Source organism: Microcoleus sp. OTE_8_concoct_300, assembly GCF_031383065.1.
GTDB lineage: Bacteria > Cyanobacteriota > Cyanobacteriia > Cyanobacteriales > Microcoleaceae > Microcoleus.
The window spans coordinates 1-26,115 of record NZ_JANMZH010000538.1 but is presented as its reverse complement, the minus strand read 5'-3'; the positions used below and the strand labels follow the sequence as shown (position 1 = coordinate 26,115).

Annotated in this window: 24 protein-coding genes and 1 rRNA gene; 12 read left to right on the top strand and 13 right to left on the bottom strand. The window is 46.1% G+C overall.

From position 1 onward, the window contains the following. The first annotated feature begins 209 nt into the window (after nt 1-209). Nucleotides 210-1,430: an FtsW/RodA/SpoVE family cell cycle protein gene (locus ACUVJL_RS24970; RefSeq protein WP_445248298.1), complete on the top strand. Its 1,221-nt coding sequence runs from the start codon at nt 210-212 to the stop codon at nt 1,428-1,430. 467 nt (nt 1,431-1,897) lie between these two features. Here the strand turns inward: ACUVJL_RS24970 and ACUVJL_RS24965 are convergent, their stop codons facing one another. Further along, nucleotides 1,898-2,098 (bottom strand): hypothetical protein, encoded by a 201-nt coding sequence (locus ACUVJL_RS24965; RefSeq protein ID WP_445248297.1) that lies wholly within the window; start codon nt 2,096-2,098, stop codon nt 1,898-1,900. Nucleotides 2,099-2,253: 155 nt separating this feature from the next. Between ACUVJL_RS24965 and ACUVJL_RS24960 the strand changes: the two genes are divergently transcribed. Continuing rightward, nucleotides 2,254-4,860 (top strand): CHAT domain-containing protein, encoded by a 2,607-nt coding sequence (locus tag ACUVJL_RS24960; protein ID WP_445248296.1) that lies wholly within the window; start codon nt 2,254-2,256, stop codon nt 4,858-4,860. Nucleotides 4,861-4,878: 18 nt separating this feature from the next. On the opposite strand, the gene ACUVJL_RS24955 is transcribed toward ACUVJL_RS24960, so the two are convergent. Further along, nucleotides 4,879-5,532, bottom strand: coding sequence for a Crp/Fnr family transcriptional regulator (locus tag ACUVJL_RS24955; protein ID WP_445248295.1), 654 nt, complete (start codon nt 5,530-5,532; stop codon nt 4,879-4,881). Nucleotides 5,533-6,147: 615 nt separating this feature from the next. Here ACUVJL_RS24955 and hslO point away from each other — a divergent pair. The 3 genes from hslO to ACUVJL_RS24940 all read left to right on the top strand — a co-directional run bounded on the left by hslO (nt 6,148) and on the right by ACUVJL_RS24940 (nt 9,777). Next, nucleotides 6,148-7,047 (top strand): Hsp33 family molecular chaperone HslO, encoded by a 900-nt coding sequence (gene hslO, locus ACUVJL_RS24950; protein ID WP_445248294.1) that lies wholly within the window; start codon nt 6,148-6,150, stop codon nt 7,045-7,047. 246 nt (nt 7,048-7,293) lie between these two features. Next, the gene (locus tag ACUVJL_RS24945) at nt 7,294-9,357 is read left to right on the top strand and encodes a hypothetical protein (RefSeq protein ID WP_445248293.1); all 2,064 of its coding nucleotides are present in this window, start codon (nt 7,294-7,296) and stop codon (nt 9,355-9,357) included. A 150-nt stretch (nt 9,358-9,507) separates the two neighbouring features. Continuing rightward, nucleotides 9,508-9,777, top strand: a complete 270-nt coding sequence (locus tag ACUVJL_RS24940) for a hypothetical protein (protein WP_333458240.1) — start codon at nt 9,508-9,510, stop codon at nt 9,775-9,777. A gap of 223 nt (nt 9,778-10,000) precedes the next feature. On the opposite strand, the gene ACUVJL_RS24935 is transcribed toward ACUVJL_RS24940, so the two are convergent. Together ACUVJL_RS24935 and ACUVJL_RS24930 are read right to left on the bottom strand one after the other, a co-directional pair. Next, on the bottom strand, nt 10,001-10,474 hold the full coding sequence (locus ACUVJL_RS24935; protein ID WP_445248292.1) for a TspO/MBR family protein: 474 nt from the start codon (nt 10,472-10,474) through the stop codon (nt 10,001-10,003). A 296-nt stretch (nt 10,475-10,770) separates the two neighbouring features. Further along, a complete protein-coding gene (locus ACUVJL_RS24930; RefSeq protein ID WP_445248291.1) occupies nt 10,771-11,352 on the bottom strand; it encodes a hypothetical protein in 582 nt (193 codons plus the stop codon). Nucleotides 11,353-11,424: 72 nt separating this feature from the next. Between ACUVJL_RS24930 and ACUVJL_RS24925 the strand changes: the two genes are divergently transcribed. Together ACUVJL_RS24925 and ACUVJL_RS24920 are read left to right on the top strand one after the other, a co-directional pair. Next, on the top strand, nt 11,425-11,577 hold the full coding sequence (locus ACUVJL_RS24925; RefSeq protein ID WP_445248290.1) for a hypothetical protein: 153 nt from the start codon (nt 11,425-11,427) through the stop codon (nt 11,575-11,577). A gap of 144 nt (nt 11,578-11,721) precedes the next feature. Then, the gene (locus ACUVJL_RS24920) at nt 11,722-12,036 is read left to right on the top strand and encodes a zinc ribbon domain-containing protein (protein WP_333131828.1); all 315 of its coding nucleotides are present in this window, start codon (nt 11,722-11,724) and stop codon (nt 12,034-12,036) included. A gap of 160 nt (nt 12,037-12,196) precedes the next feature. Here the strand turns inward: ACUVJL_RS24920 and ACUVJL_RS24915 are convergent, their stop codons facing one another. Then, entirely contained in the window at nt 12,197-13,084 is an 888-nt protein-coding gene (locus ACUVJL_RS24915; protein WP_445248289.1) for a DUF1232 domain-containing protein, read from the bottom strand. A gap of 79 nt (nt 13,085-13,163) precedes the next feature. Here ACUVJL_RS24915 and ACUVJL_RS24910 point away from each other — a divergent pair, with 79 nt between their 5' ends. Further along, nucleotides 13,164-13,988 (top strand): NAD-dependent epimerase/dehydratase family protein, encoded by an 825-nt coding sequence (locus tag ACUVJL_RS24910; RefSeq protein ID WP_445248288.1) that lies wholly within the window; start codon nt 13,164-13,166, stop codon nt 13,986-13,988. 169 nt (nt 13,989-14,157) lie between these two features. Here the strand turns inward: ACUVJL_RS24910 and ACUVJL_RS24905 are convergent, their stop codons facing one another. The 4 genes from ACUVJL_RS24905 to sufB form a co-directional block, all read right to left on the bottom strand. Beyond that, a complete protein-coding gene (locus ACUVJL_RS24905; RefSeq protein ID WP_445248287.1) occupies nt 14,158-15,420 on the bottom strand; it encodes a SufS family cysteine desulfurase in 1,263 nt (420 codons plus the stop codon). Between the two features lie 166 nt (nt 15,421-15,586). Further along, complete coding sequence (gene sufD / locus ACUVJL_RS24900) at nt 15,587-16,930, bottom strand: Fe-S cluster assembly protein SufD (protein ID WP_445248286.1); 1,344 nt, start codon at nt 16,928-16,930, stop codon at nt 15,587-15,589. Then, the gene (gene sufC, locus ACUVJL_RS24895) at nt 16,927-17,718 is read right to left on the bottom strand and encodes a Fe-S cluster assembly ATPase SufC (protein ID WP_445248285.1); all 792 of its coding nucleotides are present in this window, start codon (nt 17,716-17,718) and stop codon (nt 16,927-16,929) included. Before sufC ends, sufD begins: the two co-directional genes overlap by 4 nt. 286 nt (nt 17,719-18,004) lie before the next feature. Continuing rightward, complete coding sequence (gene sufB, locus ACUVJL_RS24890; RefSeq protein WP_333153706.1) at nt 18,005-19,444, bottom strand: Fe-S cluster assembly protein SufB; 1,440 nt, start codon at nt 19,442-19,444, stop codon at nt 18,005-18,007. A 187-nt stretch (nt 19,445-19,631) separates the two neighbouring features. On the opposite strand from sufB, the gene sufR reads away from it, so the two are divergent. From sufR to rrf, 3 genes are all read left to right on the top strand, one after another. After that, complete coding sequence (gene sufR, locus ACUVJL_RS24885; protein ID WP_445248284.1) at nt 19,632-20,330, top strand: iron-sulfur cluster biosynthesis transcriptional regulator SufR; 699 nt, start codon at nt 19,632-19,634, stop codon at nt 20,328-20,330. Between the two features lie 116 nt (nt 20,331-20,446). Further along, nucleotides 20,447-20,854 (top strand): hypothetical protein, encoded by a 408-nt coding sequence (locus tag ACUVJL_RS24880; RefSeq protein ID WP_445248283.1) that lies wholly within the window; start codon nt 20,447-20,449, stop codon nt 20,852-20,854. A 208-nt stretch (nt 20,855-21,062) separates the two neighbouring features. Further along, a 5S ribosomal RNA gene (gene rrf / locus ACUVJL_RS24875) occupies nt 21,063-21,179 on the top strand. Nucleotides 21,180-21,246: 67 nt separating this feature from the next. Here rrf and ACUVJL_RS24870 read toward each other — a convergent pair. From ACUVJL_RS24870 to ACUVJL_RS24855, 4 genes are all read right to left on the bottom strand, one after another. Next, on the bottom strand, nt 21,247-21,441 hold the full coding sequence (locus ACUVJL_RS24870; RefSeq protein WP_445248282.1) for a hypothetical protein: 195 nt from the start codon (nt 21,439-21,441) through the stop codon (nt 21,247-21,249). A gap of 3 nt (nt 21,442-21,444) precedes the next feature. Beyond that, nucleotides 21,445-21,918, bottom strand: coding sequence for a type II toxin-antitoxin system VapC family toxin (locus ACUVJL_RS24865; RefSeq protein WP_445248281.1), 474 nt, complete (start codon nt 21,916-21,918; stop codon nt 21,445-21,447). Between the two features lie 73 nt (nt 21,919-21,991). After that, nucleotides 21,992-22,243, bottom strand: a complete 252-nt coding sequence (locus ACUVJL_RS24860; protein WP_445248280.1) for a hypothetical protein — start codon at nt 22,241-22,243, stop codon at nt 21,992-21,994. A gap of 142 nt (nt 22,244-22,385) precedes the next feature. Beyond that, nucleotides 22,386-24,449 (bottom strand): hypothetical protein, encoded by a 2,064-nt coding sequence (locus ACUVJL_RS24855; protein WP_445248279.1) that lies wholly within the window; start codon nt 24,447-24,449, stop codon nt 22,386-22,388. Between the two features lie 829 nt (nt 24,450-25,278). Between ACUVJL_RS24855 and nadC the strand changes: the two genes are divergently transcribed. After that, nucleotides 25,279-26,115: carboxylating nicotinate-nucleotide diphosphorylase (gene nadC / locus ACUVJL_RS24850; RefSeq protein ID WP_445248278.1), on the top strand; the 837-nt coding region annotated here is incomplete at its 3' end.

The window sequence follows — 26,115 nt, the reverse complement described above, 5'->3', positions numbered from 1 at the left end:
TCGGCCCATCCCACAAGAGTTATTTTTTCTTGTGGGATGGGCCGAAGAGCCCGTCCAATAAATTTATGAAAAGGACTTTTGCAAGAGGTCTACTATAAAACTTATGCACTTGTTCTCATCAACCCGGTTTCTTCGTAAATTTCTCGTTGCTAACCCAAGATTTGGCTGAGAAACCGGGTTGAGGGCTGTAATTTTTAAACTAATAACTAATGACTAATGACATTCGACGCTTCATTCCATTTTTTGACCCCAGCGCGTCTCAATGGGCCGCTGAGGCCCGGTGGCTGAGGTGGCTGACTTTTCTATGGCTGTTTGTCGGGCTGACAGCATTGTTTTCGGCTTCCTATCCCATTGCAAATTCTGAATTTGGAGACGGCCTTTATTATTTTAAACGACAGCTAATCGCAGTCGCGATCGGGCTGGCCGGTTTTAACTTGATGGTGTACTCCCCCCTGCGCTACCTGCTGAAAACAGCTCAGTTAGGCGTCCTGTTGCTGCTGGGATTGCTCTGGTTGACCTTAGTTCCGGGAGTGGGAACCAGCATCAACGGGGCGACTCGCTGGATATCTCTGGGCCCGGTTCCGATTATTCAACCTTCTGAGTTGATAAAGCCGTTTTTCATTCTCCAAAGCGCCCGCATTTTCGGCAACTGGCCCCGGTTGACGAATAAAGTTCGCTTTACTTGGCTGGGCATTTTCGGCGCAATGCTGTTGGGAATTTTGTTGCAGCCGAATTTAAGCACCACGGCTTTGTGCGGGATGACTTTGTGGTTGGTGGCTTTGGCGGCGGGCTTGCCTTACTTGCAGTTGGGCGCAACGGCTATGGGGGGAATGCTTTTAGCCGTTTTAAGTATTAGTTTTAGGGAATATCAGCGCCGCCGGATTATGTCTTTTCTCAATCCTTGGGCTGATCCGATGCAAGACGGCTATCAGTTGATTCAAAGTCTGCTGGCTGTGGGCTCCGGGGGCATTTGGGGTGTGGGTTTGGGGATGTCGCAGCAAAAGTTATTTTATTTGCCGATTCAGTACAGCGATTTTATTTTTGCTGTGTTTGCTGAGGAGTTTGGTTTGGTGGGAGGTTTCTCACTGTTGCTGATGTTGGCGGCTTACGGTACCGTGGCTTTGAGGGTGGCGACGCGGGCCCGGAATCTTGAGAGTCAGTTGGTGGCGATTGGGGTGATGGTGGTGATGGTGGGACAGTCGCTGCTGAATATTGGGGTGGCGACGGGGGTTTTACCGACTACGGGTTTGCCGCTGCCGTTTTTTAGTTACGGCGGTTCTTCGATGTTGGCGAGTTTGTTGTTGTCGGGGTTGCTGATTCGCGTGGCTAGGGAGAGTTCTGAGGCTGATGTGGTTTCTTTGGACCGCCTCCGTCGAAAGCCGGGAAAGCCTTCGCTGCGATCGAACAACACCACTACACAAACGGAATAATTTGTCAATAGCAAACTAACCCGGTTTTTGGCAAAAATCGGGTTAGTTTATTACTTAAAAACTACTGGCAGAATACCAATTTATAGGAACCGGTATTGTAGGGAAGAACACAGATTTTGAGAAAAAAAGAAGTAGGCGATCTTAAGGCAATTCGAGATTTATATCGTGGGAGATGAATGTCGATCGACTATTTCCGCCCGTCACCCTTATTTGGCGGTTCTTCTTGTTGTTCTTGAGGTTTAGCTGTGATCTCAGTTAATTCTTTTTTGTCGGGTTGGGGTGTTTCTTGAGTTGAGTTAGCCATTGAGTTTTTTCCTAAATAGATGCACCCCTTAATGATATCTTTTCCGGCTACAAATGTATTGCTTTAGATAGGGGGAGGAAAATCAAGACAGACAATTCTGATGCAATTCGATGTGGGCTTTAATATTAGACAGCATTATGTAGATGCAAATGGCTGTCGGTTGCTATACTGCTGGAGGGTTGCAGCCAAACAAATCGGAGGCGGAGGCAAAAACACCTTTGTTGAGAATTAAATGCGGAGATGGCGATCTCGATTGATTAACCCTTGCTGCTGCAATTTTCCCAGCATTCGCGTTACTGTTACCAGAAAGAATTGGTTTAAAGTCCCAAGCCCGATCGGGAGAAATTAAAAGAAGACTATTCATTACTCCAATCCTCTTCCTTCCAGGTAGATGTCGCTGTTAACAGTCAACAGTCAACAGTCAACAGTCAACAGTCAACTGAACCGCGTCGTGCAAATCGCATTAGCAATATCTTGATGCGGCAAGCGGATGCTCAAACCAGAGGCCTGTCAAAAGTTATGAAACTACAAAAAATAGGATTGTCGGGACTGATCTCAATCTTAGCGGCCCTGACTGTAGGTGAGTTTCGATTGATCCCTAACTCTCAATTTAAAATCATCAATTCTCAGGCCTTGGCTCAAACTCAAGCTCAGCGCAAAGCTGAAGCAGACCGACTGTTCTATCAAGGGATTCAGCAGTATCACAGTAGTCAATTTCAAGCTGCTTTGCAGTCTTGGCAACAGGCACTAATAATTTATCGAGAAATTAAAGACCGCCAAGGTGAAGGGTGGACTCTGGGAAGTCTGGGAATTGCTTACTTTTCCCTCGGCGACTACGCCAAAACCATCGAGTACGCTCAGCAGCAGTTGGCGATTGCGCGAGAAATTAAAGACCGCCAAAGCGAGGGGAAAGCTCTGGGAAATCTGGGAATTGCTTACGATTCCCTCGGCGACTACGCCAAAGCCATCGAGTACACTCAGCAGTGGTTGGCGATCGCGCGAGAAATTAAAGACCGCCAAAGCGAGGGGAAAGCTCTGGGAAGTCTGGGAAATGCTTACCGTAACCTCGGCGACTACGCCAAAGCCATCAAGTACACTCAGCAGTGGTTGGCGATCGCGCGAGAAATAAAAGACCGCCAAAGCGAGGGGGCGGCTCTGGGAAATCTGGGAATTGCTTACCGTAACCTCGGCGACTACGCCAAAGCGATCGAGTACGCTCAGCAGCAGTTGGCGATCGCGCGAGAAATAAAAGACCGCCAAAGCGAGGGGGCGGCTCTGGGATCTCTGGGAACTGCTTACCGTAACCTCGGCGACGGAGCCAAAGCGCTCGAGTACGCTCAGCAGTCGTTGGCGATCGCGCAAGAAATAAAAGACCGCCAAAGCGAGGGGGGGGCTCTGGGAAGTCTGGGAAATGCTTACTTTTACCTCGGCGACTACGCCAAAGTGATCGAGTACCAACAGCAGGTGTTGGCGATCGCCCGAGAAATAAAAGACCGCCAAAGCGAGGGGACGGCTCTGGGAAATCTGGGAATTGCTTACAATTCCCTTGGCGACTACGCCAAAGCGATCGAGTACGCTCAGCAGAAGTTGGCGATCGCCCGAGAAATTAAAGACCGCCAAAATGAGTGGAAGGCTCTCAACAATCTAGGATTGGCTCTCTCCAAATCTGGCAATCTCCCAGCAGCAGAGAAAACCCTACTTGATAGTATTAAAGTTTCGGAATCTCTCCGTGCTGGATTAGACGATGCCAATAAAGTGTCAATATTTGAAACCCAAACTGACTCCTACGTCAAGTTACAACAAGTCTTCATTGCTCAGAAAAAAACTAATGAGGCTTTAGAAATTGCCGAACGGGGTAGAGCCCGAGCTTTTGTGGAGTTATTGGCATCTCGCCTTGCCCTATCTGCATCTGTCCCAACTACTATCAACCCGCCCAATATCCAGCAAATTCAACAAATCGCTAAAGAGCAAAACGCTACCCTCGTCGAGTATTCAACTATTGGGAATGAAACCCTTTATATTTGGGTCATCAAGCCGACTGGTGAAATTACCTTTCGCTCCGTTGACCTCAAATCTCTCGACATCAATCTACCCGAAGCCACCGAAGGGGCAAGAGTATCTGCTGCTCTGGGGACGAGAGGATTAAATGATCGAGATACCGCCATCGCTGAGATGATTCGCGGCACTCGCGAGGCTCTGGGTGTATCGGGGGACACTGCCAATCGACAAGCGGCTAATCCTCCTGCTTCTACCCCTGCTAATTCTCGCATAATCTACCCGAAATTACAGCAAAGTTATCAACTACTCATTCAACCCATTGCCGATCTTTTACCTACTGACCCGAATGCTCCTGTCATCTTCATTCCCCATAAATCCCTGTTTTTAGTTCCCTTTGTCGCCTTACAAGATCCGACAGGTCAATATTTGATTGAAAAACATACCATCCTCACTGCTCCCGCCATTCAAATTTTGCAGTTAACCCGCCAATCACGGCAAAAAGTCCGACAACTTTCTCTCCCGAATAACTTAGTTGTCGGCAATCCAACCATGCCCAAAATTGGCACCCCGCCGCGCCAATTACCTGCCTTACCGGGAAGCGAACGGGAAGCAATTACAATTGCCCAACTTCTGAAAACTCAAGCAATTACAGGCTCTCAAGCGACTAAAGCATCGATTGTTCAACAGATGCTAAAAGCCCGGATTATTCATCTGGCAACTCACGGATTACTCAATGAAGTGAAGAGGCGAGATTTACCGGGAGCGATCGCCCTGAGTCCATCAGGAAATGATGACGGATTGCTGACTTCGAGCGAAATCTTGGATTTAAAATTAAATGCTGAATTAGTGGTATTAAGTGCTTGCAATACAGGCAGAGGAACCCTCACAGGTGATGGTGTGCTTGGGTTGTCTCGTGCTTTAATTAGTGCTGGAGTTCCTAGTATTATCGTTTCTCTGTGGTTGGTGCCCGATGCTGCGACAGCGGAATTAATGGCAGAATTCTATCGCCAGTTACAGCTAAACCCGAATAAAGCTCAAGCTTTGCGGCAAGCAATGCTGATGACAATGAAGATGCACCCAAATCCTCAAGATTGGGGGGCGTTTACGCTGATTGGCGAAGCAGAATAAGATTTTTTTCTGCCCTTGCTACACTGCTTGAGGGTTGCAGCCAAACAAATCAGACGATGTGGCAAAAACATCTTTGTTAAGTATTAAATGCCGATCGCCATCTCGACTGATTAACCCTTGCTGCTGCAATTTTCCCAGCATTCGAGTTACTGTTACCCGCGTCGTGCAAATCGCATTAGCAATATCTTGATGCGTCAAGCGGATATTCAAACGAGTTCCCTCAACCACAGGCTGACCGAATTCCTGTTGCAATAATAGCAGTAGCTGATACAAACGGTCGTCTACTCGCCGCTGTCCGGCGATCGCTAAAATTGCTTCCATTTGCCGCAGCCGCCGTACCATTTGAGGCAGCAACTCGTGAGACAATTGAGGAGAAACTTCGATTTCCACCATAGAATACCATATCAAATAAACATCTGATGTCGCCGTAGCTTGGTAAGCCGGCAAGCTTGTCAACCACAAACCGAAGCACATCGAAGGCCCAACCCAACCCAAAAGTCCTTCTTCCCCGTTTGGATAAAGCGTACTCAGTTGTGCTAGACCTTGACAGACTTGCCAAAGGCCATGCGACATCATAGGAATGGTTTCGCCCTTAGCATAAAAATGCAAGTTTCGAGTCGCTCCTGTGTTATGCTGGATTTCCGCTAAAAGTGCTTTGGATGTTGGTGGCATATCCTTTATTTCCAGCTAAAAAACATTGATCCCAGACCTACGCCTCTCACTATAGACGACAAAGGTAAAGGTTTGGTAATCGTCTGGTTAGCGACAAGATAAGCTTTAGTCATTAGTCATTAGTCATTAGTCAGTTGGCAGTTGTCAGTTGGCAGTTGGCAGTTGTCATTAGTCATTAGTCATTAGTCATTAGTCATTAGTTTAGGACTTATGCATCGGTAGCCATAAACCGGGTTTTTTAGATTAAATACACGGGCTTAAAAGCCTCTAGCTTGGTTAAAAAAACCAGTTTATTTCTTCGGAGTGCGTTCAGGACTATAGTTATTAGTGGTTATTTGTTAGTTGTTATAAAATGACTGAGAACACGGTGGATTGTGAAAAATAAATGCACTCGTTATTCCGGACATTTTAAATAAATATTTAAGTGGAAGAATGAATCAGAATATTTGTTAATAAATAGTTGGTCGCTCAAGGTTTTATAGAAAACAGAGGCGAGTTCAGAAGTTCGATCGCACGGACAGGCCCGCCGAGTCAACTGCTGCTATCTCCTGCCACAACCTTCAAGAACTTCTAAAATAGTTCAAGAAGGTATCAAAAGACAAAGTAAGGTTTTTCATGGCCGATCAATTAATTCGCGCTACAGCCGCAGAGGGCGGAATTCGCGCTGTAGGCGTCATTTCCACCCGCCTCACCGAAGAAGCAAGACAGCGGCACAAGCTCTCCTACGTGGCTACAGCCGCCCTCGGCCGCACGATGTCGGCGGGGCTGTTACTCGCCTCCAGCATGAAACGGCCAGAATCGAGAGTCAACATTCGCATCAAAGGAGATGGGCCGCTGGGCGGACTTCTGATTGATGCAGGGCTCGATGGAACGGTTCGAGGTTATGTGGACAATCCTGAAGTGGAACTGCCGCCCAATGCTAAAGGCAAACTCGATGTCGGCGGAGCAATAGGTGACGGTTATTTGTACGTGGTGCGGGACGTTGGATACGGCTTCCCTTACTCAAGTACGGTAGAATTGGTTTCCGGCGAAATTGGCGACGACCTGAGTCACTATTTGGCAACCTCGGAGCAGACGCCTTCGGCTCTGGTTTTGGGGGTGTTTGTGGGGGCGGGCGGGGTACAAGCGTCTGGGGGTGTGCTGTTGCAGGTTCTGCCGAAGGCGGCAACGGACGAAAAACTCGTGCAAACTTTAGAATCTAGAGTTGCTGCACTGTCGGGCTTTACGCCACTGCTGCGCTCAGGCAAAACGCTGCACGAGATTCTCGAAGAGTTATTGGGAGATATGGGGCTGGAAATTTTCCCGGAAACTCAGATGGTTCGCTTTCACTGTGGCTGTTCGTTCGATCGAGTTTTGGGAGCTTTGAAACTGTTGGGCGAAGCGGAACTCCAAGACATGATAGAAAAAGATGGCGGGGCTGAGGCTACGTGCCATTTCTGCAACGAGGTTTACCAAGCTAGCAGCGATCACCTTGCGGAACTGATCGGCGATTTGCGATCGAACTCCGGTTCTTGAGATAATAATTGGTAATTGGCAATCATGAGTGCGAGTTGGGGATCAAGGCCTTGACCAATTGCCAATTACCCATTATCAATTACCTAATCACAAAATTTTAATTTTTGCGATTTGGCGATCGCCTCTTGTAGTCTTTCGCCGGCAGGAATATTTAAAAGTGATGAATACATTCTATAAAGCAGTCAATAGCAGCGATCGCTGTTTTGAAATAATTAAGACAGGCTGATTGTTGTTTGTGGTGAGGATATGAGTCAAGAGCGCAAAACACCAGGCCGTTGGTCTGCATCAGAATCCTTGGAGTCAACAAAGGATACTTCGTCGCTGGTGAGGGTACCAGCAAGGAAAAACCGGGCCCAACGACTTAAAGAGCTCCGAGAGTTGGTTACTTCGGGAAAACAACCGGGAGGGCATCTGGAACTACCGCCGAATTTGTCTGAGGAAAACTCGCAGCCGCCGGAGGAACACAATCAGTTGTGGCGGATCTGGTCGAAGAAGTGGCAGTTTTGGCTGGCTGTGAGTTTGATGCTGTCGGTGGGTATGGGGTTTGTGGCAATTGCGTCTTTGCTCAACCTGACCACGCAGTCGAATTGCTCAAAGATGTTTTGGCCAACGGCTTCTGCTAACGATCGCTTTTTTTGTGCTCAACAAGCAGCAAGCAAGCGGACGGCGGATGATTTGCTGTTGGCGATCGAATTAGTGAATGCTTTGCCACAAGACCATCCGCTGCGGCCGAGAATTAACACTCAAATCGATCGGTGGTCAGAGGATCTTCTCAGGCTGGGAAATGTTAGTTTTCAAGAAGGAAAGCTGGAGGAAGCGATTGCGATAGCTCGCAAGGTTCCTAGAAACGTTCCCGCTTACCCGACGGTGGAAAAGCAGATTGAAAAGTGGCAGTCGATATGGAGCGATGCAGAGAAAATTTACCGCACGGCTGAAGACCACTTGCGTCAGGAAGAGTGGACCCAGGCTTTCCGCCAAGCTACTCTGCTTTTGGATGTGGGAAATACTTTCTGGGAATCGGCTAAGTACGAGGAATTGACTAAGCTAATTCAGACGACTCGGGCTGAGGGCAATAAGTTGGTAAAAGCCCGGAATAAAGCAGCAGAGGGAGGTCTAGACAATCTGGTGATGGGGATTAAGCTGGCTCAGGGAATTGATCAAAACAGTTATTTGTATCAAGCTGCCAATAAGGCGATCGCGGAATTTAGCAAGAAAATTATGGAGATTGCCCAAAAACGCTTGCAGGCTGGGGATTGGCAGGAGGCGATCTCGATCGCTAACAAGATTCCCGACACTGCAAATTTAAAGGAACAAGTTGAGGATTTTAACCAGTTGGCGAATGCTACTTCTCAGGCTTTGACTGGCTCTGTTGAGGGTTTCTCCAACGCGATCAAGATTGCTCAAAATTTGAAGTCGGGCCGCCCTTTGTACAAACAAGCTCAAGATTTAGTCGGCCGCTGGCAGCAAGAAATAGCTGATGTCAAAGTTTTGGATATGGCAAGCAGGCTGGCGGCCCCGGGAGGGGTAAAGGATTTGAGGGCTGCGATCGCCCAATTGGAAACAGTCCCGGAATCAAATCCCCGCTCCCAGGAAGCTCTCCGTCAAATTAACAGCTTGAGCCGTCAAATCGAGCTGCTGGAAGACAGTCCGTTTCTGCAAAGAGCGAACGATTTGGCGAGTACGGGTGATCCGAATTCTCTCGAGGCCGCCGTTGCTCAAGCTTCTCGGATCACTAGAGGTAGGGCGCTTTACGGGGAAGCTCAAACCAAAATTCAAGCTTGGATCGAGAGGAGACAGCGGCTTGTTGACCAGCCGTTTTTGGATAGAGCTCAGCAGCTAGCGGCGGGCGGCAATTTGGCGGAGGCAATTGAGATGGCCCGCCGGATTCGATCGGGACGGGTGCTTTATCAGGAAGCTCAATCGAACATTCGGACTTGGGAGGCTCAATTTGAGGGCGAGCAAGGTTTGGAGATCGCCCGTCAGGCCGCCCGAGGGGGGACTGCGGACGCTCTGCAAAGGGCGATTGGGCTGGCTCTTCAGGTGCCCGAGTCGAGTTCGCTCCGGTGGCAGGCGAGTGAGGCGATTGATGAGTGGAGCCAGCGGATTTTGGCGCTTGGTGTGGAACAGTCGTCGTCGGATCTGGCTGGGGCGATCGCGACTTTGAAGAAAATTCCCTCGGGCACCCGGGCTTTTGAGCAAGCTCGATCGCAAATCGAAGTTTGGGAGGAGTCGCTCAACCCTCCCGATGCTGAATCTCCCCCTCCCGAGCCCCCCGAAACAGAGCCACCTCGCAGGTCTCCAAGTCGGTAAATTTGAGGGTGAGAAGCTGCTACCTAATATCTTTACTTATCTGTACAAGCAAGCGTTAATTTGTACAGATTTTTTTGCGGTTTTAGTCTTTATTAAAAATGAATATCATAATTGTGGTATGTTTAAGAAATAACTATTTTGAGAAACAAGATGGGTACTTTATTTAGCCAGAAAGAGCGAAATTACTGCACAGTAGAAGATTCACATCTGGATGCTTTTATTGCAGTGATAGTAAAATTATCCAAGAAGCATGGCATTAGTGTCGCAGAAGTTATAGCTGCAAAGGAAGTGCTTGAAAGTGAACGAAAGAACGATCTTTATGTAAGGAATGGCGATGCTTTTGATGAACAGATGGCTGGCTTTGGTGAGCTACTGCAACAACTCATTTCCGCGATCGAAAATTTGCAGTCTGATACATAAAACTATTGTGATAAATTTAAGGTAGAAAGAAAGGGTTAAAGTTTATGGCAGTCGATCTGGTTTGAGATAGTTGATAGTTAATTGCCAATTTTAAAAAAACAGAAGATCCCGCTCCCGGACTTATTAAAGAAGCCGGGGATCTAACAGCGAGCACATTTTAGGTTTAAAAGGTGCTTTTTTTCTATGTTTGCAATCCCATTAAAATGACTAATTCCATCAGAGGCTAAACATCCGCCGGATTCAAGTGCATCATTACCCAAGTGGTGTAAGTGCCGATCGGACTCCAAAGTATGTAAGGCAGCAATAACAGGGTAGCAGGCTCCGAAACTTGCAACACGCTTAAAGCTAGCATTACGCTTAAAATAGCGCCCGTTCCGCCGATTATTGTGCCGACTTTTAAGCTCCTAAGTTTGCACATAACCGACGTGTAAGACATAGTTACTATTTCTAAAAGCAGATACAAACCCATTCTCAGCCAAGTCTCCTGAGTTCCTGGTTCTTTTTCCCAAACAATCACTGCTGACCAAGCTGCACAAATAAAAATTACTGTCCAAATTAGGGGAATTGCTCTTTCAAATACTAGCCATCTAGGACGCTGCAAGCGGTTGAACCATTGGATGTCGCTGGGCGCGATTATGTTAGCACCTAGTGCTACTATCAAGGCGACCCCTCCAATTACCATCCAGGATTTAATCATTTTTTTACCTTGGGCGAGGTTGACAGGTTCAATTCAGCAAATATTATCTCTAATTTTGGCGATCGCGCCATTTCGAGTTATATTAGGTTGGGCCCATTCGCAAAACCCAACATCAGTTTAAAAGTAATTTAGGCTTGTGGAAAACGTCTATTTATTCTCTTCAATTCCCCTTCATAATATAAAAATTTTTCCTCTTGCTCCCTCCCCTTCACAAGGGGAGGGTTCAGGTGGGCTTTTCAGTAAATTTTACAGTAAATTTTACAAAAAGTCTCTTAGTGTTTCAAAAAAATCGGCGACTAGCCGAGCCGATGATGCTGTTCTAATTCTAAACTAGAGTCATTCTCTTTTTTGGGAACCAGAAGCGTATTTTCGCTGCTCGGTTGCAACACGGCTTTAATCACTTGGAGAAAACGGTTAGGCTTTTTAGTTTGACCGTTGAGAGTGCGGCGGTCTTTCACTTTTTGAGAAAGGTGTCGCATCACAGATAAATCGAGTTCATCGATGAAATGGTCTGCTATACGTTCTCCCATTAAATCTATAGCTTCAGCATACTGATCCGTCAGCGTTTCTATGGCATCATAAGCTTCGTCAGCAACTTGACTTGCTACTGTTTTATTTTGGTCGCCCGGTGTCTGGGGATGGGTGCGGCGCCGATCTAAAAGACTTTGGTAGTCAGCAATGCTCATTCCCAAATTGTAAAGATGGTGGTGAGCGTGATCCATCAAATCTACTTCACTGGGATAGAAGAAACCGCGAGTGCTGTTAATGCCGTGCAGTTTTGCCCAACGCCGCAGATTTGTCTCATCTTGCAGTTCGTATCGCTCCAACATTTGAGCTGTGTTCAGCTCTACTTCTGGCGTAACTTTGAAATCGCTCATCGGTAAATCCTCGCTGGTGAGTAAATAAATAAAATTGAAACTTAGAATCTGTGATTTGCGTACAGTCTGAAAATGACGGTCGATCCTTTGACGGCATTCACGGAAGTCTTGCGGGCATTTGCTAGCCGTCGATCGTGCGATCGTTCGATCGAGTCAGAGGATGTCAGGGTAGGGTACTTTTGGGCTTTGTCTCGATCGCATCCGGGAGCAAGCACACTGGGTTAATAATATAGCTGATTTAATGTTTCAACAACCGTTAAAAATAGTAAAGTTTGATTTTTGGGCTTGAATTTTTAGTAAGGTTGAGCTATAATATTCCCAATAACCGTGCAATTAGTAATTTTAGTAGTTGCAAACGAGATTCTTAGTATGCCTGTATACGATTATTTTTGTCCCAAAAACAACCAGCAGTTAGAAGTTTCGCACAGCATGAACCTGGAAGTTTCGACTTGGGGCCAACTGTGCGAGTTGGCTAAGTGCGAACCCGGGGAGACTCCCGCAGATGCTCCGGTACGCCGGCTGCTGAGCGCTCCGAGGTTGATGAAGCCGACATCCGACACCGATTATAAAAATTCGGGTTTCAGCAAGTACGTGAAGCGGGATGAAGGGGTTTATGAAAATGTCACGGCTAAGGATGGTGAAAGCCGTATTGTCAATCGAGATGGCAAGCCGATTAAAGACTGAGAACCCACAATAATCAAGTTTTCAGTTGAGTGAATTACAGATATTGGGTAGGGACACGGCACTGCCGTGTCCTGTATTTTATCCGATTGACAACTGCTATATTATTGAGATTATATTATTCAGATGCAGACGGAAACAAAACGAGCCACCGGACATAATATTAGGAGCCAAACCAATCTTTCATTTTTTGTTTAGCTTGTTCTTTAGTATCAGCATTAATGTATACTGAAACAGTAGCTATTGCCGCCAGCAATACTCCCAAATCGTCTGTAAATCCGATGCCGACTAATATATCGGGAATGGCATCGACAGGAGATATAAAATAGGTCAAAGCTCCAACTACAACTCCTTTGGCCCAAGCAGGCACGTTTGGGTTCTGAGCTGTATAGTAGAGAATCAAAGCTTTTTCAACTACTTCTCTTCCTGCGGTTAAAGCAAAGTTTTTAAGTTTAGTCCAAAAACTTTCATCTGAATAGTTAATTTTGGGGTTGCTGAGGTTTGTTGTGGTTCCTTTTCGGTCGATCAAATCGAGAGGAATGCCCTTAGTTTTAAGCTGGGAAACAGCAGAATTGAAGGAGGCTGATGCCTGATTTTTATTAGGGGCGACCTCCCGTATTTGTTTCATGTCTGCGATGAATTCCTGCATGGCTTGGATTTGCAAGTCGGAAACCGCCAGCAGTTTTTTTGCGGATTGGATCGCCTCGCTTTCTGCGGGATGCAGCGTCTTATTGGCCCCAGCAATGTTAATTAAAAAATACATGACTCCCAAACGCAGCGGTTCTTCTGACTTGCTGAGTGTTTGCAAACAGTCGCCGAGTGATGGGGGACTGGCTGTGTAGGATTGGATTTGAGTCTTTGCAGAGTCAGAAAATTTGTCTAAATTTATGGTTTTAAACAACAAATCTAGTTCGTCAATATCAACGGAACCATCGGCGGCTGCGATCGCAAACAAAGAACCATAAAAAGCTAAAAGTTCGCTTTCTGAGGATGTGGCAAAAATATCTCTCTCGGACACGATGCTACTCCGATTGATAACGACGCTTTGCATTTTACCACAAAACTCAGCGCGCCATGATTTCAGAAACCGGCAATAATTTGAGAGAACATGAAACAATGGAGAATTTTTTATGAAAGTTGCGATCGTCGGCTGCGGCTATGTGGGTACTGCGACAGCCAAATATTTACGCGGCAAATCTGATTGTACCGTGACCGCGACAACTACGACGGCGACGCGAGTAGTTGAGTTGGAGGGTGTCGCGCAGCGGGTAGCCGTGCTCAAAGGAAATGACAAAGATGCGATCGCCTCTTTACTCCAAGAACAAGATGCTGTTATGCTGTGCGTAGGTGCCCGAAATCCTCATGCTTATCAGGAGATTTATTTAGATACTGCGACAACTTTAGTATCGGTTTTACAGCAGATACCGACAGTAAAGCAGGTTATTTATACGGGTACTTATTCTGTGTATGGCGATCGCCAAGGTGAATGGGTAAATGAAGAATCACCCGTCGCGCCGGCTAATCCAAGCGGTGAAATTCTCGCAGAAACAGAACGGGTTTTATTAGCAGCATCAAGTCCCAATCTTCACGTCTGCATTCTCCGTTTGGGAGGAATTTATGGGCCAGGGCGAGAATTAGTTAAAATCTTTAGAGGCTGGGCTGGGAACACTCGTCCCGGTAGGGGGGAAGATGCTACTAATTGGGTGCATCGGGATGATGTTGTTCGGGGGTTAACCTTTGCTTTGGAAAATCGATTGCAGGGAATTTACAATTTAGTCGGGGATGTGTCGCTATCGAGTCGCGAATTGCTCGATCGCATTTTTGAAACTCACAATCTGCCTCAAGTTTCTTGGGATGGAAGTCCTAGCGTGCGGCCTTATAATGCGAGGGTGTCGAATCAAAAGATTAAGGCTGCTGGTTATCAGTTTGTTCATCCTGAGATTCGGGAGTTTTAGTTTGGCTAATCTTTTTTTTGACCGCAGATGTAGGCGGATAGAAGCTGATGAACGCGGATGAAGAAAGAGCGATATTGACAGATTTAGATTTTTTCTTCATCTGCGTTCATCCGTGTTCATCTGCCGACATCTGCGGTTCAAAAAAAAGCCATTTCAATCACTAATTAACTTATCCCATAATCCCAGCAAAAAAGTCGATCGTCTCTTTCAACGCTTTCACAAACACATCAATCTCCTCACGAGTATTGTAAAAATACAAACTCGCCCGCGCCGTAGATGAAACGTTCAAATAGCGGTGCAAAGCTTGCGTGCAGTGATGCCCGGAACGAATCGCGACTCCCTCCTGATCTAACATGGTAGACAAGTCTTGAGGGTGAATTTCTCCCGCAGTAAATGCCGCCAAAGCTGCCCTACCTTCGCCGTTGCTGTCTGGCTGCGGCCCGTAAATTTTGATTTCGGGAATTTGCCGCAATTGTTGGAACATATAAGCAGTCAATTCTGCTTCGTAAGCGTGAATCTTATCCATGCCAATGTTACTAAGATAATCGATTGCTGCACCGAGGGCGATCGCCTCTCCGATTGCAGGCGTGCCGGCTTCAAATTTGTGCGGCAAATCGGCATAGGTGGAATAATCGAGAAACACGTCAGCAATCATCTCGCCGCCGCCGAAAAACGGAGGCATTTCTCTCAGCAAGTCCAGCTTACCGTACAGAAAACCGATGCCAGTCGGAGCGCACATTTTGTGACCGGAAGCAACCAGCCAATCGCAATCTATTGCTTGCACATCTACTATCATGTGCGGCACGCTTTGGCAAGCATCTATTAAAACTCTTGCGCCGAAACTGTGGGCAATTCTGCAGATTTCTTTGACTGGACTGATGCAGCCCAAAGTATTAGAAACGTGAACGGTTGACACCAATTTAGTTTTATGGGAAATCAGCGTTTTAAACTGTTCCAAATCAAACTCGTTAGTTTCCGTTAACTCGACAAACTTCAGCACCGCACCGGTTCTTTGAGCCATCATTTGCCAGGGAACGAGATTGCTGTGGTGTTCCATTACCGACAGGATAATTTCATCTCCGGCTTGCAGATTGCTCAAACCCCAAGAATAAGCAACCAAATTAATCGCTTCGGTGGCGTTGCGAGTATAAACAATTTCTTGCCGCGACGCGGCATTTACAAACGCCGCAACTTTGTCTCTCGCACCTTCGTAAGCATCAGTCGCTTTGGCGCTGAGAGTGTGAGCGCCGCGGTGCACGTTTGCATTGTATTGTCCGTAGTAATCACGCCAAGCGTTGAGTACAGCTAGGGGTTTTTGAGAAGTAGCTGCATTGTCTAAATAAACTAGCGGTTTACCGTTAACTTTTTCATTCAAAATTGGGAAGTCACCACGAACTTTTGATGCGAGGGTTTTTTCTTGAATAAGTGTCATATTTTTTGAAGTTAATGATTTGTCGTTGGGTGGGGGCGGGTTTACGAAATTGTTGGTTTTAGGCAATTATTATTCGTGAAACCAGCCCCTACAGGCTGTTAAAAATGGTGCAAGATGTGGTATGGATACAGCACTGCTGTGTCCTCTGTATCCTCATCTGTATGAGTTATCCTTGGATAGCCACGCAGGTAGAAAGCATTTTCGCCACGCCAATAATTGGCAACTGATTTAGAATTTCGGCTGCAAAAGCATCGATTAGCAAATAGCGGCTTCTTTCTAAATCCAAACCGCGACTTTGCAAGTAGAAAAGTTCATCATCTTCTAATTGACTGACAGTTGCACCGTGGGAACATTTAACGTTGTCGGCGACAATTTCCAACTGCGGTTTAGTGTCTACGCGAGCTCTCGGCGACAGCAACAAATTCCGGCTTAATTGTCCGGCATCTGTCAATTGTGCGGCTTTGCGAACGAAAACTTTGCCGTTAAATACAGCGCGAGCTTTGTTGCCGACAATGCACTTGTGCAATTGGCGACTTGTACCGTGAGGGTGATTAAAATCGATTAAACTGTGAGTGTCCGCTAACTGTTCCCCAAAGGCTACGCTTAAGCCGTTTAAAGTTGTTTCAGTGGCTTCGCCGCGCTGAAAAACTTCTAAATTGTGCCGCGATATTTTGCCTCCCAAGTTGATAGCATGGCAAGTGTAACGGCTATTACGAGATTGCTCGATCGCACTTTTGCCGATATGAACAACCTCTCCACCTTCCCGCTGCAGCCGAACGTGATTCACAGTGGCGTTTTCGCCGACAATAACATCCGTTACAGCATTAGTAAACGCTGGTAGATTACCGATAGTTGCGTAATCCTCAATCAGTGTCACATTGCTTCCAGGCTCAGCTATGACTAAGCAGTGCGGCTGGGACATCGTGCCAGATGCACCAGGCGCTGTCAGGAAGAGCAAGTGAATCGGAAGGTCGATCGACATATTGGCCGGCACGAACACCACCGCAGAATCCGCCAAACCCGCAGTATTCAGGGCTGTAAACACTTCGGTTTGCTGTCTGTGCTTGCTCAAAACATCGCTGATGCGTCCTTGATATTTTTTGGGTACATTGGATAGATTACCTGCGTAAAAGTCGAGCGGCAAATTCGGCAAAACCAACGACTCCACCGTTGACAAATCCGGTGCATAAAAACCGTTGACAAATACCAATCTTAATGGTAAATCATCCCGATTTTTTACTGGCATAATGATATCAGCCAGCTTAACTTTTGACTGATTGCTCAGGGGTATATGAAAAGGAATTTGCAACACCGACGACAAATCAGTAAAGCGCCATTCTTCATCCCTCACCGTCGGAAAACTCGAAGAAAGCACGTATTCCGTCGCCGCATCCCGCAAATCCTGCAACCCGTAAGCAGAACTTTCGTTATTAGCTGCGCCCAACTTGCCGCACTGATTCACCAAATCAGTCAAAAACATTTCCCTATTAGCAACTTGCGTATTCATCATCGCGCGCCTACTCCTGCTGCTTCCTCTTCCACAACCCAGTCATAACCGCGCTCTTCCAATTCCAGCGCCAACTCTTTCGGGCCAGTCGCGATAATTCTGCCGCCTTCCATGACGTGAATAAAATCAGGAATAATGTAATTCAGCAACCGCTGATAGTGAGTAATCACCAACATCGAATTTTCAGCATTTGACAACTGATTCACACCGCCGGCGACAATCTTGAGAGCATCGATATCCAAACCCGAATCAGTTTCGTCCAAAATAGCTAACTTCGGTTCCAACAGCGCCATTTGCAAAATTTCATTCCGCTTTTTCTCGCCACCGGAAAAACCCTCATTAACGCTGCGGCCTAAAAAAGAATCATTCATCTTGACAATATCCAGCTTTTCCTCGATTAAATCTTGGAAATCAAAAGCATCCAATTCTTCCAAGCCGCGATGTTTGCGGTGAGCATTGTAAGCCACGCGCAAGAAATCCAGATTGCTAACGCCGGGAATTTCTAAAGGATATTGGAAAGCTAGGAAGACGCCAGCTAAAGAGCGTTCTTCCGGCGCTAATGCCAGCAAATTTTGACCCAGAAAAGTAACTTCTCCGCCCGTTACCGTATAAGCAGGATGGCCGGCTAATATCTTGGATAAAGTGCTTTTACCCGAACCGTTCGGGCCCATAATCGCGTGAATTTCACCCGATTTAATTTCCAGATTCAAACCCTTCAGGATTTGGGTATCTTCGACATCCGCAGTTAAATCGCGGACGGATAGCACCACTTGACTATTTTCTACAATCATCTATTTTTGTCCTTTTCCTCAATGCACTTTACAGTTTTTTTTCTCGTTCTTCTCGTTCCTAGGATATTCCTAGGAATGCGTGTCGCGAGGCTCAGCCTCGTTGGAAACGGGAGAGAGAAATGTGAGGCAGAGCCTCGCTTATATGCGTTACCAGGCTCTGCCTGGTAACGAGGGTTTCTCGCCGGTCAAAATATTTTCTTCCGACTTCCATCGGACTTCTTCCTGACATCCGTTACATCCGTTACATCCGTTACATCCGTTACATAATCCGTTGCCGAACTTCCTTCTACCCGACACTTCCTTCCAGCTTCAGACTCAACAGCTTATCAGCTTCCGCCGCAAATTCCATCGGTAACTGATTGAAAACATCTTTACAGAAACCGCTAATCATCATCGAAATAGCATTTTCTGCGGAAATTCCCCGCTGTGCGAAGAAGAACAATTGCTCTTCCCCAATCTTAGAAGTAGAAGCTTCGTGTTCCACTTTAGCAGTGTGGTTCTGCACTTGAATATAAGGGAAAGTATTCGCTTGAGCGTTATCCCCAATCAGCATGGAATCGCACTGAGAGTAATTGCGAGAGCCTTTAGCATTCGGCCCCATTTTCACCAAACCGCGATAGCTGTTGGATGAATTTCCGGCAGAAATTCCCTTAGAAATAATCGTGCTGCGAGTATTTTTACCAATGTGGATCATTTTGGTGCCGGTATCAGCTTGCTGCTTGTTATTTGTCAGCGCTACCGAGTAGAATTCGCCCACCGAGTTGTCGCCGACTAACACGCAACTGGGATATTTCCAAGTAATCGCGGAACCGGTTTCTACTTGTGTCCAAGAAATCTTAGAATTGACTCCTTGACACAAACCCCGTTTCGTCACGAAGTTGTAAATGCCGCCTTTGCCGTTGGCGTCGCCGGCGTACCAGTTTTGCACTGTGGAGTATTTGATGTCGGCATTGTCCATTGTTACCAATTCCACTACGGCGGCGTGCAGTTGATTGGTGTCAAACATCGGCGCGGTGCAGCCTTCTAGGTAAGACACAGAACTGTTTTCTTCTGCGACAATTAGGGTGCGCTCGAACTGGCCGGAATCTCCGTTGTTGATGCGGAAATAGGTTGACAGTTCCATCGGGCATTTTACGCCTTTGGGAATGTAAACAAAGGAACCGTCGCTGAATACGGCGGAGTTGAGGGCTGCGAAAAAGTTGTCGCCGACTGGTACGACGCTGCCAAGATATTTTTCTATGAGTTCGGGATAATCTTTGACGGCTTCTGAGATGGAACAGAAAATAACGCCATCTTTGGCTAACTTTTCTCTAAATGTTGTGGCAATTGAAACGCTGTCGAAAACGGCATCGACGGCGACATTTCCGAGCCGTTTTTGTTCGGAGAGGGGAATGCCGAGTTTCTCGAAGGTTTCGAGCAGTGTCGGGTCTACTTCGTCCAAACTGTTGAGCTTTTTGGGCTTTTGTTTGGGGGCGGAGTAGTAGATAATTTGTTGGTAGTCGATCGCGGGATAGTTGACGTGGGGCCAGGTGGGCTCGGTCATTGTCAGCCACTTGCGGTAGGCTTTGAGGCGGAATTGCAGCATGAATTCCGGTTCGTTTTTCTTCGCGGAAATCAGGCGGACTACATCTTCGCTTAAGCCGCGGGGGATGGTGTCTGATTCGATGTCGGTGACGAAACCGTATTTGTAGGGCTGGTTGACTAGGGTTGTGACTGTAGAGCTCATTGATTTTGCGCTTTCGAGTGTTCTGGATAAGTCTCTCAAAGATGGCAGACGCTGAACTTTCCGGGACCCGGCGAGTTCTGGGGGCTGCTGCAAGGAAGTTAAACAACTGGTTTGTTGCTTTAGTATATTTTAAGCTACATTAACAACAGTGATATTGTCAAAGTGCAATAAATATTTTTTTGTGAAGATGATGGAGACTACTCAGCAGACTTCCACGAAACAAGACATCCTGCAATATTTGCTTAAGGGGGGTCAGGGGACGGCTCTTGAGTTGGCGGAGTCTTTGGATATCAGCCCGCAGGCGATTCGCCGTCACTTGAAGGATTTGGAAGCGGAGGGGCTGATTCAGTATCAGTCGGTTCAGGCTGGTATGGGGCGTCCTCAGCACATTTATGAGCTTACCAGTCAGGGGCGCGATCGATTCCCGAATCGTTACCGTGATTTTGCTGTCTCTTTTCTGGATACGTTGGCGGAAACCGTCGGCCGCGAGCAAGTGATTACTATCTTGCGAAAACAGTGGCAGCGCAAGGCGACGGAGTATCGGCGGCTGGTGGGTGCGGGTTCGCTGCAAGAGAGGGTGACTAAGTTAATGGAACTCCGCAGGGCTGAAGGTTATATGGCTGAGTGTTATCCTGTAGAATCTGTAGAGGTTGGGATCTGCGATCGCGCCCTTAAGGGCGATCGATTTGTGTTGATGGAACACAACTGCGCGATTTCTAATGTTGCTGAAACTTTTCCGAGTGTCTGCGGTAATGAGTTGGAAATGTTTGCGGGGGTGTTGCCGGACTGTACTGTGGAGCGGACTCACTGGATTATTAATGGGGAACACCGCTGCGGTTATTTGATAGCAAGAAGGAAGGAAGAAGTTCGGCAACGGATTTTGTAACGGATTTAACGGATGTCACGCATGGAAGTTCGACAACGGATGAGTGTAACGGATGTCACGGATGTCAGGGATTACCAATTACCGATTACCGATTAGCAATTACCAATTTTTAATATATGGAACCGCTAGCAGATTTTTTAAAGCCGGAAGAGTGTGCGGAAGTTGATATGGCGCTGCTGTCGTCGAAGGAAAAGTTTTCGGCGCGGGTGGCAATTTATGCTTTGAGGGTGCTCAAGCAAATTGCTGGGGAGACTGGGAAGCCGGTGGCTGAGGTGACTAATGGGCAGGTGATGGATTGGATTAAGAATGATAAGAGTATTAAAGGGTCGATCGAACTTGATGCGAGTTTTGAAAACTTTTTTACGAATTTGGTAGTGGCGTCTTTGCGGCCGTTGAGGCAAATTGCGACAGAAGCCGAAATCCCGATCAAACAATTAACAGTTAAGCAGGTTGTGGCGTGGTTTGTAAAGGACGGGAAGATTCGCAGAGAACAGGGAACCGAGGCGGCGTTTTTGGATTTGTGAGTTAAAGGTCGATCGACCCCACTGGCAAATAATACGTCAAACTCGGCTATTGGGGGCGGTTTCGGGCGAGGGAAAAAAAGTTTTGACTTTGGGGTTGACAGACAAAGGAAAACTTGATAAGGTAATTAAGTCGAGCGAAACAGATGCAGCGCATCAAGCTTAGAATTAAGCAAAACGCAGACACAGGATTAAAAGTTTGAAAAGCTTTCCTGGTGCTTATGATGCAATGGAACCACTCCGATCCATCCCGAACTCGGTTGTTAAACGTTGCTATGGCGAAGATACTCGGCGGGTCACTGCCCGGTAAAATAGCTCAGTGCCAGGTTAATAATAAATTAAAGCTCTTTTCCCGCAACAACGGAAAAGAGCTTTAGTTTTTTCACATAATATTTTCACATAATATTTTTGCCCCGTCTGCTCCAACGCCCTGTTAGAACGCGCTTTGGCGGCAATTTCACAACTTCTCTGCCACTTTCAGCTTGTTTCTTCTGCAAGTCTGCAAATATTGCGTCCAAGTCATAATTGAAAGACTTGGCATACTCTTCACGAATTTTGTGAATTTCTTCTACGATTTCATCTGTCAGCATAAATTAATTTCCTAGTAATTCATAAGGCGTACAAAGAATCGGTAATTCGTACCCGAAATCAAAACTGATTTCTGCAAGTTTTCCCTGGATTTGAGCGTTTGCGATATGCTTACAGTTCCAGGTTAACAGGTAATCCAAGCCGTGAACGGTCGCTGCTGCAATGTGAATTGCATCGATATGTGCTTTAGGGGGAAGATTGCTGCGTGCAAGAAATTGTGCGGCTAAGTCTCGGACAGCTCGATCTAATTCCAGCAATGGAACACCGCGAAGGAGTTCCATACGTTGAACCGCAATCTCTGCGTCTCCTTGTGCTACCTCGTTTAGGACAGCCTGTGAGACGTACAGTGTGAAAGCACTGCGGCGATACTCCCACCAATCTTTTGTAACCTCGATATTGGCAGCCAGGATTAGGTTTTTGGTCGATCGAGCTGTGAGGTAGCCCAAGATGCTGGTTTCAATGTAGAGGGTTTCACTCATACGGGATAGGTTAATAGCCTCTTCATTTTAGACCCTACCATTGCTTGTTGTAAAACTCCTGCATCGCATAGGATCATAACTCTAAACCTTGTTGCCAATACTTGTTGAGTAGGATTTGCTGATATTCGCTCTCCGGCTTATTAGTCATTACTTCCAAGCGATCGACTTCCTCGAACCATTTTGCCCAAGCTTTGGCAATATCGTCTGGGAGTTTGGGCTCAGCTATTCTATTTTGGTGCTTGTGCATCACAAAATTGAGGAAGTCGTTGACTTCTGGCAAAAATGATTCGGGAAGTGGCTGCAATAAGGGCGATCGTAATATCACGAATACTCATAATAATTGCTCATTCCAGTCGTTTTTATTTTAATACAATCATAACAAGCGATCGCCCTTAATTTTAGCAGTCAATAGTGGGCGATCGCCTTCGGCCTTCCTCATAGCCCGAATCGCGGGCAAAAGTTGCTGTCTAAACTGTGCTATATTTTTGACCAATTTGTCGAAGCAATTTAGTGAAATTCTCCTTGTCAGATTCGTTTTGAAACCTATCTACTACCTTTTTTAACCTAGACAAGTCATTGGTATAGTTCTCGTCAGATAGCTGTGACACTAATTGCGACGAGAAAAATTTTACTAAATCTGGTTCATTAGATAAGACATCTACAACATCTTTCAACTTAGACAAGTTCTGACTGTAGTTCTCGTCTGATAAAATAGCTACTGCATTTTTTAATTGTGGCAACTTGTTGTTATACTTCTCATTAGAAACCAGATCCGATAAGTTTTTGTCACTCCCCACTATAGCTACTAACTCTTGCAACTTAGATAAATTGGTAGAGTATTTCTCGTCTGACAAAATATCTACTACCTTTTTCAACTTAGACAACTCCTGTTTCTGCTTCGCGTCAGATAGCAGTGAAGTTAATTTGCTTTCCGTCTTGACAAATTTTGCTAAATTTTCATAGTTAATGGCATGAGCTTCTGAAAGAAATACTTTCCAAGCGATTTTTGCGTTTGTAAATACCACCCCCTCTTTTGCATCCTTAAAAACACTGTTGTCTATCAAAGCGATTACTTTTTCTCCAGACTCAAGAGATAGCCATGAAGACAGCGCTTTGGATAGTTTATCTAATGGAATATTAGGAGCAGAAAATCCATCTTTAATGCCCTTTGTTGGACTTACATTATTTTGTAAAAATTCTCCGAAATCATCCGCAATGATATTTTCAGTATAGGTGTAGGTTCGAGTTTCTAACTGGTGCAGCACGGATGAATCGCGAGTCTTTCCACCTTTGAGTAATGACCAAATTAAAAATGCTGTACCTGATGCAACAAGAGCAGCGCCGCCAGTCATTACACTGAGTCCACCAATAGTCGAGATGGTAGCAGTGATAGCAGCAGCACCGGACAATGTACCTGCAGCTCCCAAAGCACTCGCAGCAGTCCAAGCAGCTAAAATAGTTGCACTACCGGCGACTGTTCCTGTACCAATTGCAATTCCCAGATTTTTTTGGTCTTCCCTGTCCATTTCTGAGACTAACGCAATAGACAGCAGCCCTGCGGCTCCAATGAGCGCGGCTCCTCCTGTTGCTACTGCTAAACCACCCAGCATTCCTAAACCACCAGCCGCGACAGAACCACCACCTAAAACAGCTAAAGTCGCGTTGGTTGCAGCCGCCCCAGATAAACTGCTAATACTAACACCCGTTGCTGTTTCTGCTCCAAGTGTACTCAACACTCTCGTAGCTTGTGGAACAATTGCTGCTCCTTTGTCTTTAGCCTCCGTCAGTTGGTCTTTGAATGCTTGAGCAGTTTGGACAAAAGCATCGGCTTTTTCACCAGAAGCAACTTGATTCTCTAAATTTTGTTTCCTTGCTATTGAGTAAACAGCTTTAGCATTTTCTGGGATTGTGGCTTTGTTAATGAAGGAGTCTAGCGAGTTCAAACTTGCTGCATCTTCTACTATCTTGCCGTCGCGCACCTGCTGATATATTGACAGGTAATTTTGCTTTTGTTCAGCACTCAATTGGCTGTCATTAATCTGTTTGACCAGAATAAAATCAACTGTTAAGCCTCTTGAATTGGCACTGGACAAAGAGTAACTCTGTTTTATTTCTAAAGGCAGCGCCGAACTTGCCACGATTGACTCAATATCTGTGAGTGCTTTAAAGTCAGGAACAGGTTCGCCAGCGCGGACGTATGCAAAAGTTCCTCTGATTAGTTTCTTCTCTGCCTTAGTCAGTTTAGATTGAGCCAATGTCGATTCAATGGCTTGCCAAATTCCGAGCAGGCGTGAATTGGTACTGGCGATTTGGTAACGCTCTTGAATTTGGCGGCCCAGTTTAGAAGAATATATAATATAATCCAGAAAATCCAAGGCGATCAGATCATCAATGTACTCACCATCTTCAACTTGCTCATAAACAAATTTGCATTTCGCTTTGCTTGCTTCTTCGACAAATTGCGTATTTTTGTCAATTTCTTGATAAATTTCCTCTTTTATTCCGAGTTGTCTATCGTATAAAGTATGCAAAACTACAGTAATATCTTTACCGTCTTGACCGCGCCCTTTGATGGTAATCTGTTGGCTATCTTGGGTTTTGGAGGGAATTGCTACCTGACAAGGTTCTCCCGATCGCAAAGTAAAAGTTTGCTTTCCTCCTACTCGGGCTGTGGTATAAGGAACAAAAATATGATAGTTCTCCAAGGTAGAGAAATTTTTGCCTAATCCCTCGCTATCAGCCATAGCGCTAGCTGGATCAAGCAAGTCTTTTGTCAATAAACCCAAAGTACCTAAAGCAACATAACTAAGAAAAGAGCGACGGTTGAGAGGAGAAATATTTAGGTGAGTCATAACTGAGTATTTGTAGCTTGAATGCAGTTTTTAGGCGAAATAATCAAATCCGAACTCTAATTTATCAAGTTCGTTACTTCCAAATTTACTAGCAAACTTACCCTTAGCCCTAGTGGCCCACCCCAAAGCCTCTGCTTGCTCATAAATCAGATGAGCTTGTTTCTTTGGCGCCAATTTTCCTTGCGATAAAGCAAACTCACTCTATTAAATCACCGACACCCAACGTTGTCAACAGATGATTGACTACAAAACTGCGCCTGTTGAGCAAACTGTAATTAAGCCAACAAGGACATCCGCGTGGCCAGATTATTTTGCAACTTGCCTAAAATTACCCAATCGACTATCGTTCCTAATAGATATCATCCCAAATCTGGCTTATGACTTACGCATAAATACCAAAGAAACCGGGTTTTTTACTAGCGTTAAAGGCTCAAATCCAGTGTTTTCGTAAAAAACCCGGTTTCTGCGTCTCACCCGCCCTAAACTTGATATAACAACCGACAAAAACATGACAGCAATATTACCGCCTTGGATAGTTTTAGACTCCCTATTGCACAACTGGCTACTAGAAGATATCGGTAGGGGCGATCGCACAACATCGGCCTTATTTCCCGCAAACAGCATCCAGGGTACAGCTAAATGGATTGTCAAAGAAGCTGGAGTCATTGCCGGATTGCCAATTGCCGATCGCACATTTAAACTTTTAGACAGCGGCCTCAGTTTCATCCCCCAAGTACCAGAAGGGAAACTGTGCGAAAAAGGAGAAGTAATTGCCGAGATTTCCGGAAATTTCGATGCGCTGCTAACCGGAGAAAGAGTAGCATTAAACTTGGCAATGCGTTTGAGCGGCATCGCTACTTTAACTCAGAAATATGTTGACAAAATTGCCGATTTGCCCGTGCAATTAGTGGATACGCGCAAGACGACGCCCGGATTGAGATTGTTGGAAAAATACGCAACTCAAGTCGGCGGTGCTTGCAATCACCGGATGGGATTAGATGACGCGGTGATGATTAAAGACAATCACATTGCGGCGGCTGGGGGAATTGCAGAGGCGATCGCCCTAATTCGCAATTCTATCCCCTATCCGCTGACAATCGAAGTCGAAACCGAAACTCTCGCCGAAGTAGAAACAGCTTTGCAGCACAAAGCGGATATTATCATGTTAGATAATATGTCCTTTGATTTGATGCGGCAGGCAGTGGCAATAATTCGCCAAAAGAGCGATCGGGTCAAAATTGAAGCTTCCGGCAATGTTACTTTAGAAACAATTAGAAGTGTAGCGGAAACCGGAGTGGACTATATTTCTACCAGTGCTCCGATTACGCGATCGACTTGGCTGGAT

Excerpts from the sequence above, each read along its gene's own strand:
- ACUVJL_RS24925 (WP_445248290.1), top strand. The coding sequence starts at position 11,425 with ATGACGGTCGATCCTTTGACGGCATTCACGGAAGTCTTGCGGGCATTT.
- sufR (WP_445248284.1), top strand. The coding sequence starts at position 19,632 with ATGATGGAGACTACTCAGCAGACTTCCACGAAACAAGACATCCTGCAA.
- ACUVJL_RS24905 (WP_445248287.1), bottom strand. The coding sequence starts at position 15,420 with ATGACACTTATTCAAGAAAAAACCCTCGCATCAAAAGTTCGTGGTGAC.
- hslO (WP_445248294.1), top strand. The coding sequence starts at position 6,148 with ATGGCCGATCAATTAATTCGCGCTACAGCCGCAGAGGGCGGAATTCGC.
- ACUVJL_RS24915 (WP_445248289.1), bottom strand. The coding sequence starts at position 13,084 with ATGCAAAGCGTCGTTATCAATCGGAGTAGCATCGTGTCCGAGAGAGAT.
- ACUVJL_RS24940 (WP_333458240.1), top strand. The coding sequence starts at position 9,508 with ATGGGTACTTTATTTAGCCAGAAAGAGCGAAATTACTGCACAGTAGAA.
- sufB (WP_333153706.1), bottom strand. The coding sequence starts at position 19,444 with ATGAGCTCTACAGTCACAACCCTAGTCAACCAGCCCTACAAATACGGT.
- sufD (WP_445248286.1), bottom strand. The coding sequence starts at position 16,930 with ATGATGAATACGCAAGTTGCTAATAGGGAAATGTTTTTGACTGATTTG.
- ACUVJL_RS24910 (WP_445248288.1), top strand. The coding sequence starts at position 13,164 with ATGAAAGTTGCGATCGTCGGCTGCGGCTATGTGGGTACTGCGACAGCC.
- ACUVJL_RS24970 (WP_445248298.1), top strand. The coding sequence starts at position 210 with ATGACTAATGACATTCGACGCTTCATTCCATTTTTTGACCCCAGCGCG.
- ACUVJL_RS24965 (WP_445248297.1), bottom strand. The coding sequence starts at position 2,098 with ATGAATAGTCTTCTTTTAATTTCTCCCGATCGGGCTTGGGACTTTAAA.
- ACUVJL_RS24930 (WP_445248291.1), bottom strand. The coding sequence starts at position 11,352 with ATGAGCGATTTCAAAGTTACGCCAGAAGTAGAGCTGAACACAGCTCAA.
- sufC (WP_445248285.1), bottom strand. The coding sequence starts at position 17,718 with ATGATTGTAGAAAATAGTCAAGTGGTGCTATCCGTCCGCGATTTAACT.
- ACUVJL_RS24935 (WP_445248292.1), bottom strand. The coding sequence starts at position 10,474 with ATGATTAAATCCTGGATGGTAATTGGAGGGGTCGCCTTGATAGTAGCA.
- ACUVJL_RS24960 (WP_445248296.1), top strand. The coding sequence starts at position 2,254 with ATGAAACTACAAAAAATAGGATTGTCGGGACTGATCTCAATCTTAGCG.
- ACUVJL_RS24945 (WP_445248293.1), top strand. The coding sequence starts at position 7,294 with ATGAGTCAAGAGCGCAAAACACCAGGCCGTTGGTCTGCATCAGAATCC.
- ACUVJL_RS24870 (WP_445248282.1), bottom strand. The coding sequence starts at position 21,441 with ATGCTGACAGATGAAATCGTAGAAGAAATTCACAAAATTCGTGAAGAG.
- ACUVJL_RS24880 (WP_445248283.1), top strand. The coding sequence starts at position 20,447 with ATGGAACCGCTAGCAGATTTTTTAAAGCCGGAAGAGTGTGCGGAAGTT.
- ACUVJL_RS24865 (WP_445248281.1), bottom strand. The coding sequence starts at position 21,918 with ATGAGTGAAACCCTCTACATTGAAACCAGCATCTTGGGCTACCTCACA.
- ACUVJL_RS24920 (WP_333131828.1), top strand. The coding sequence starts at position 11,722 with ATGCCTGTATACGATTATTTTTGTCCCAAAAACAACCAGCAGTTAGAA.
- ACUVJL_RS24955 (WP_445248295.1), bottom strand. The coding sequence starts at position 5,532 with ATGCCACCAACATCCAAAGCACTTTTAGCGGAAATCCAGCATAACACA.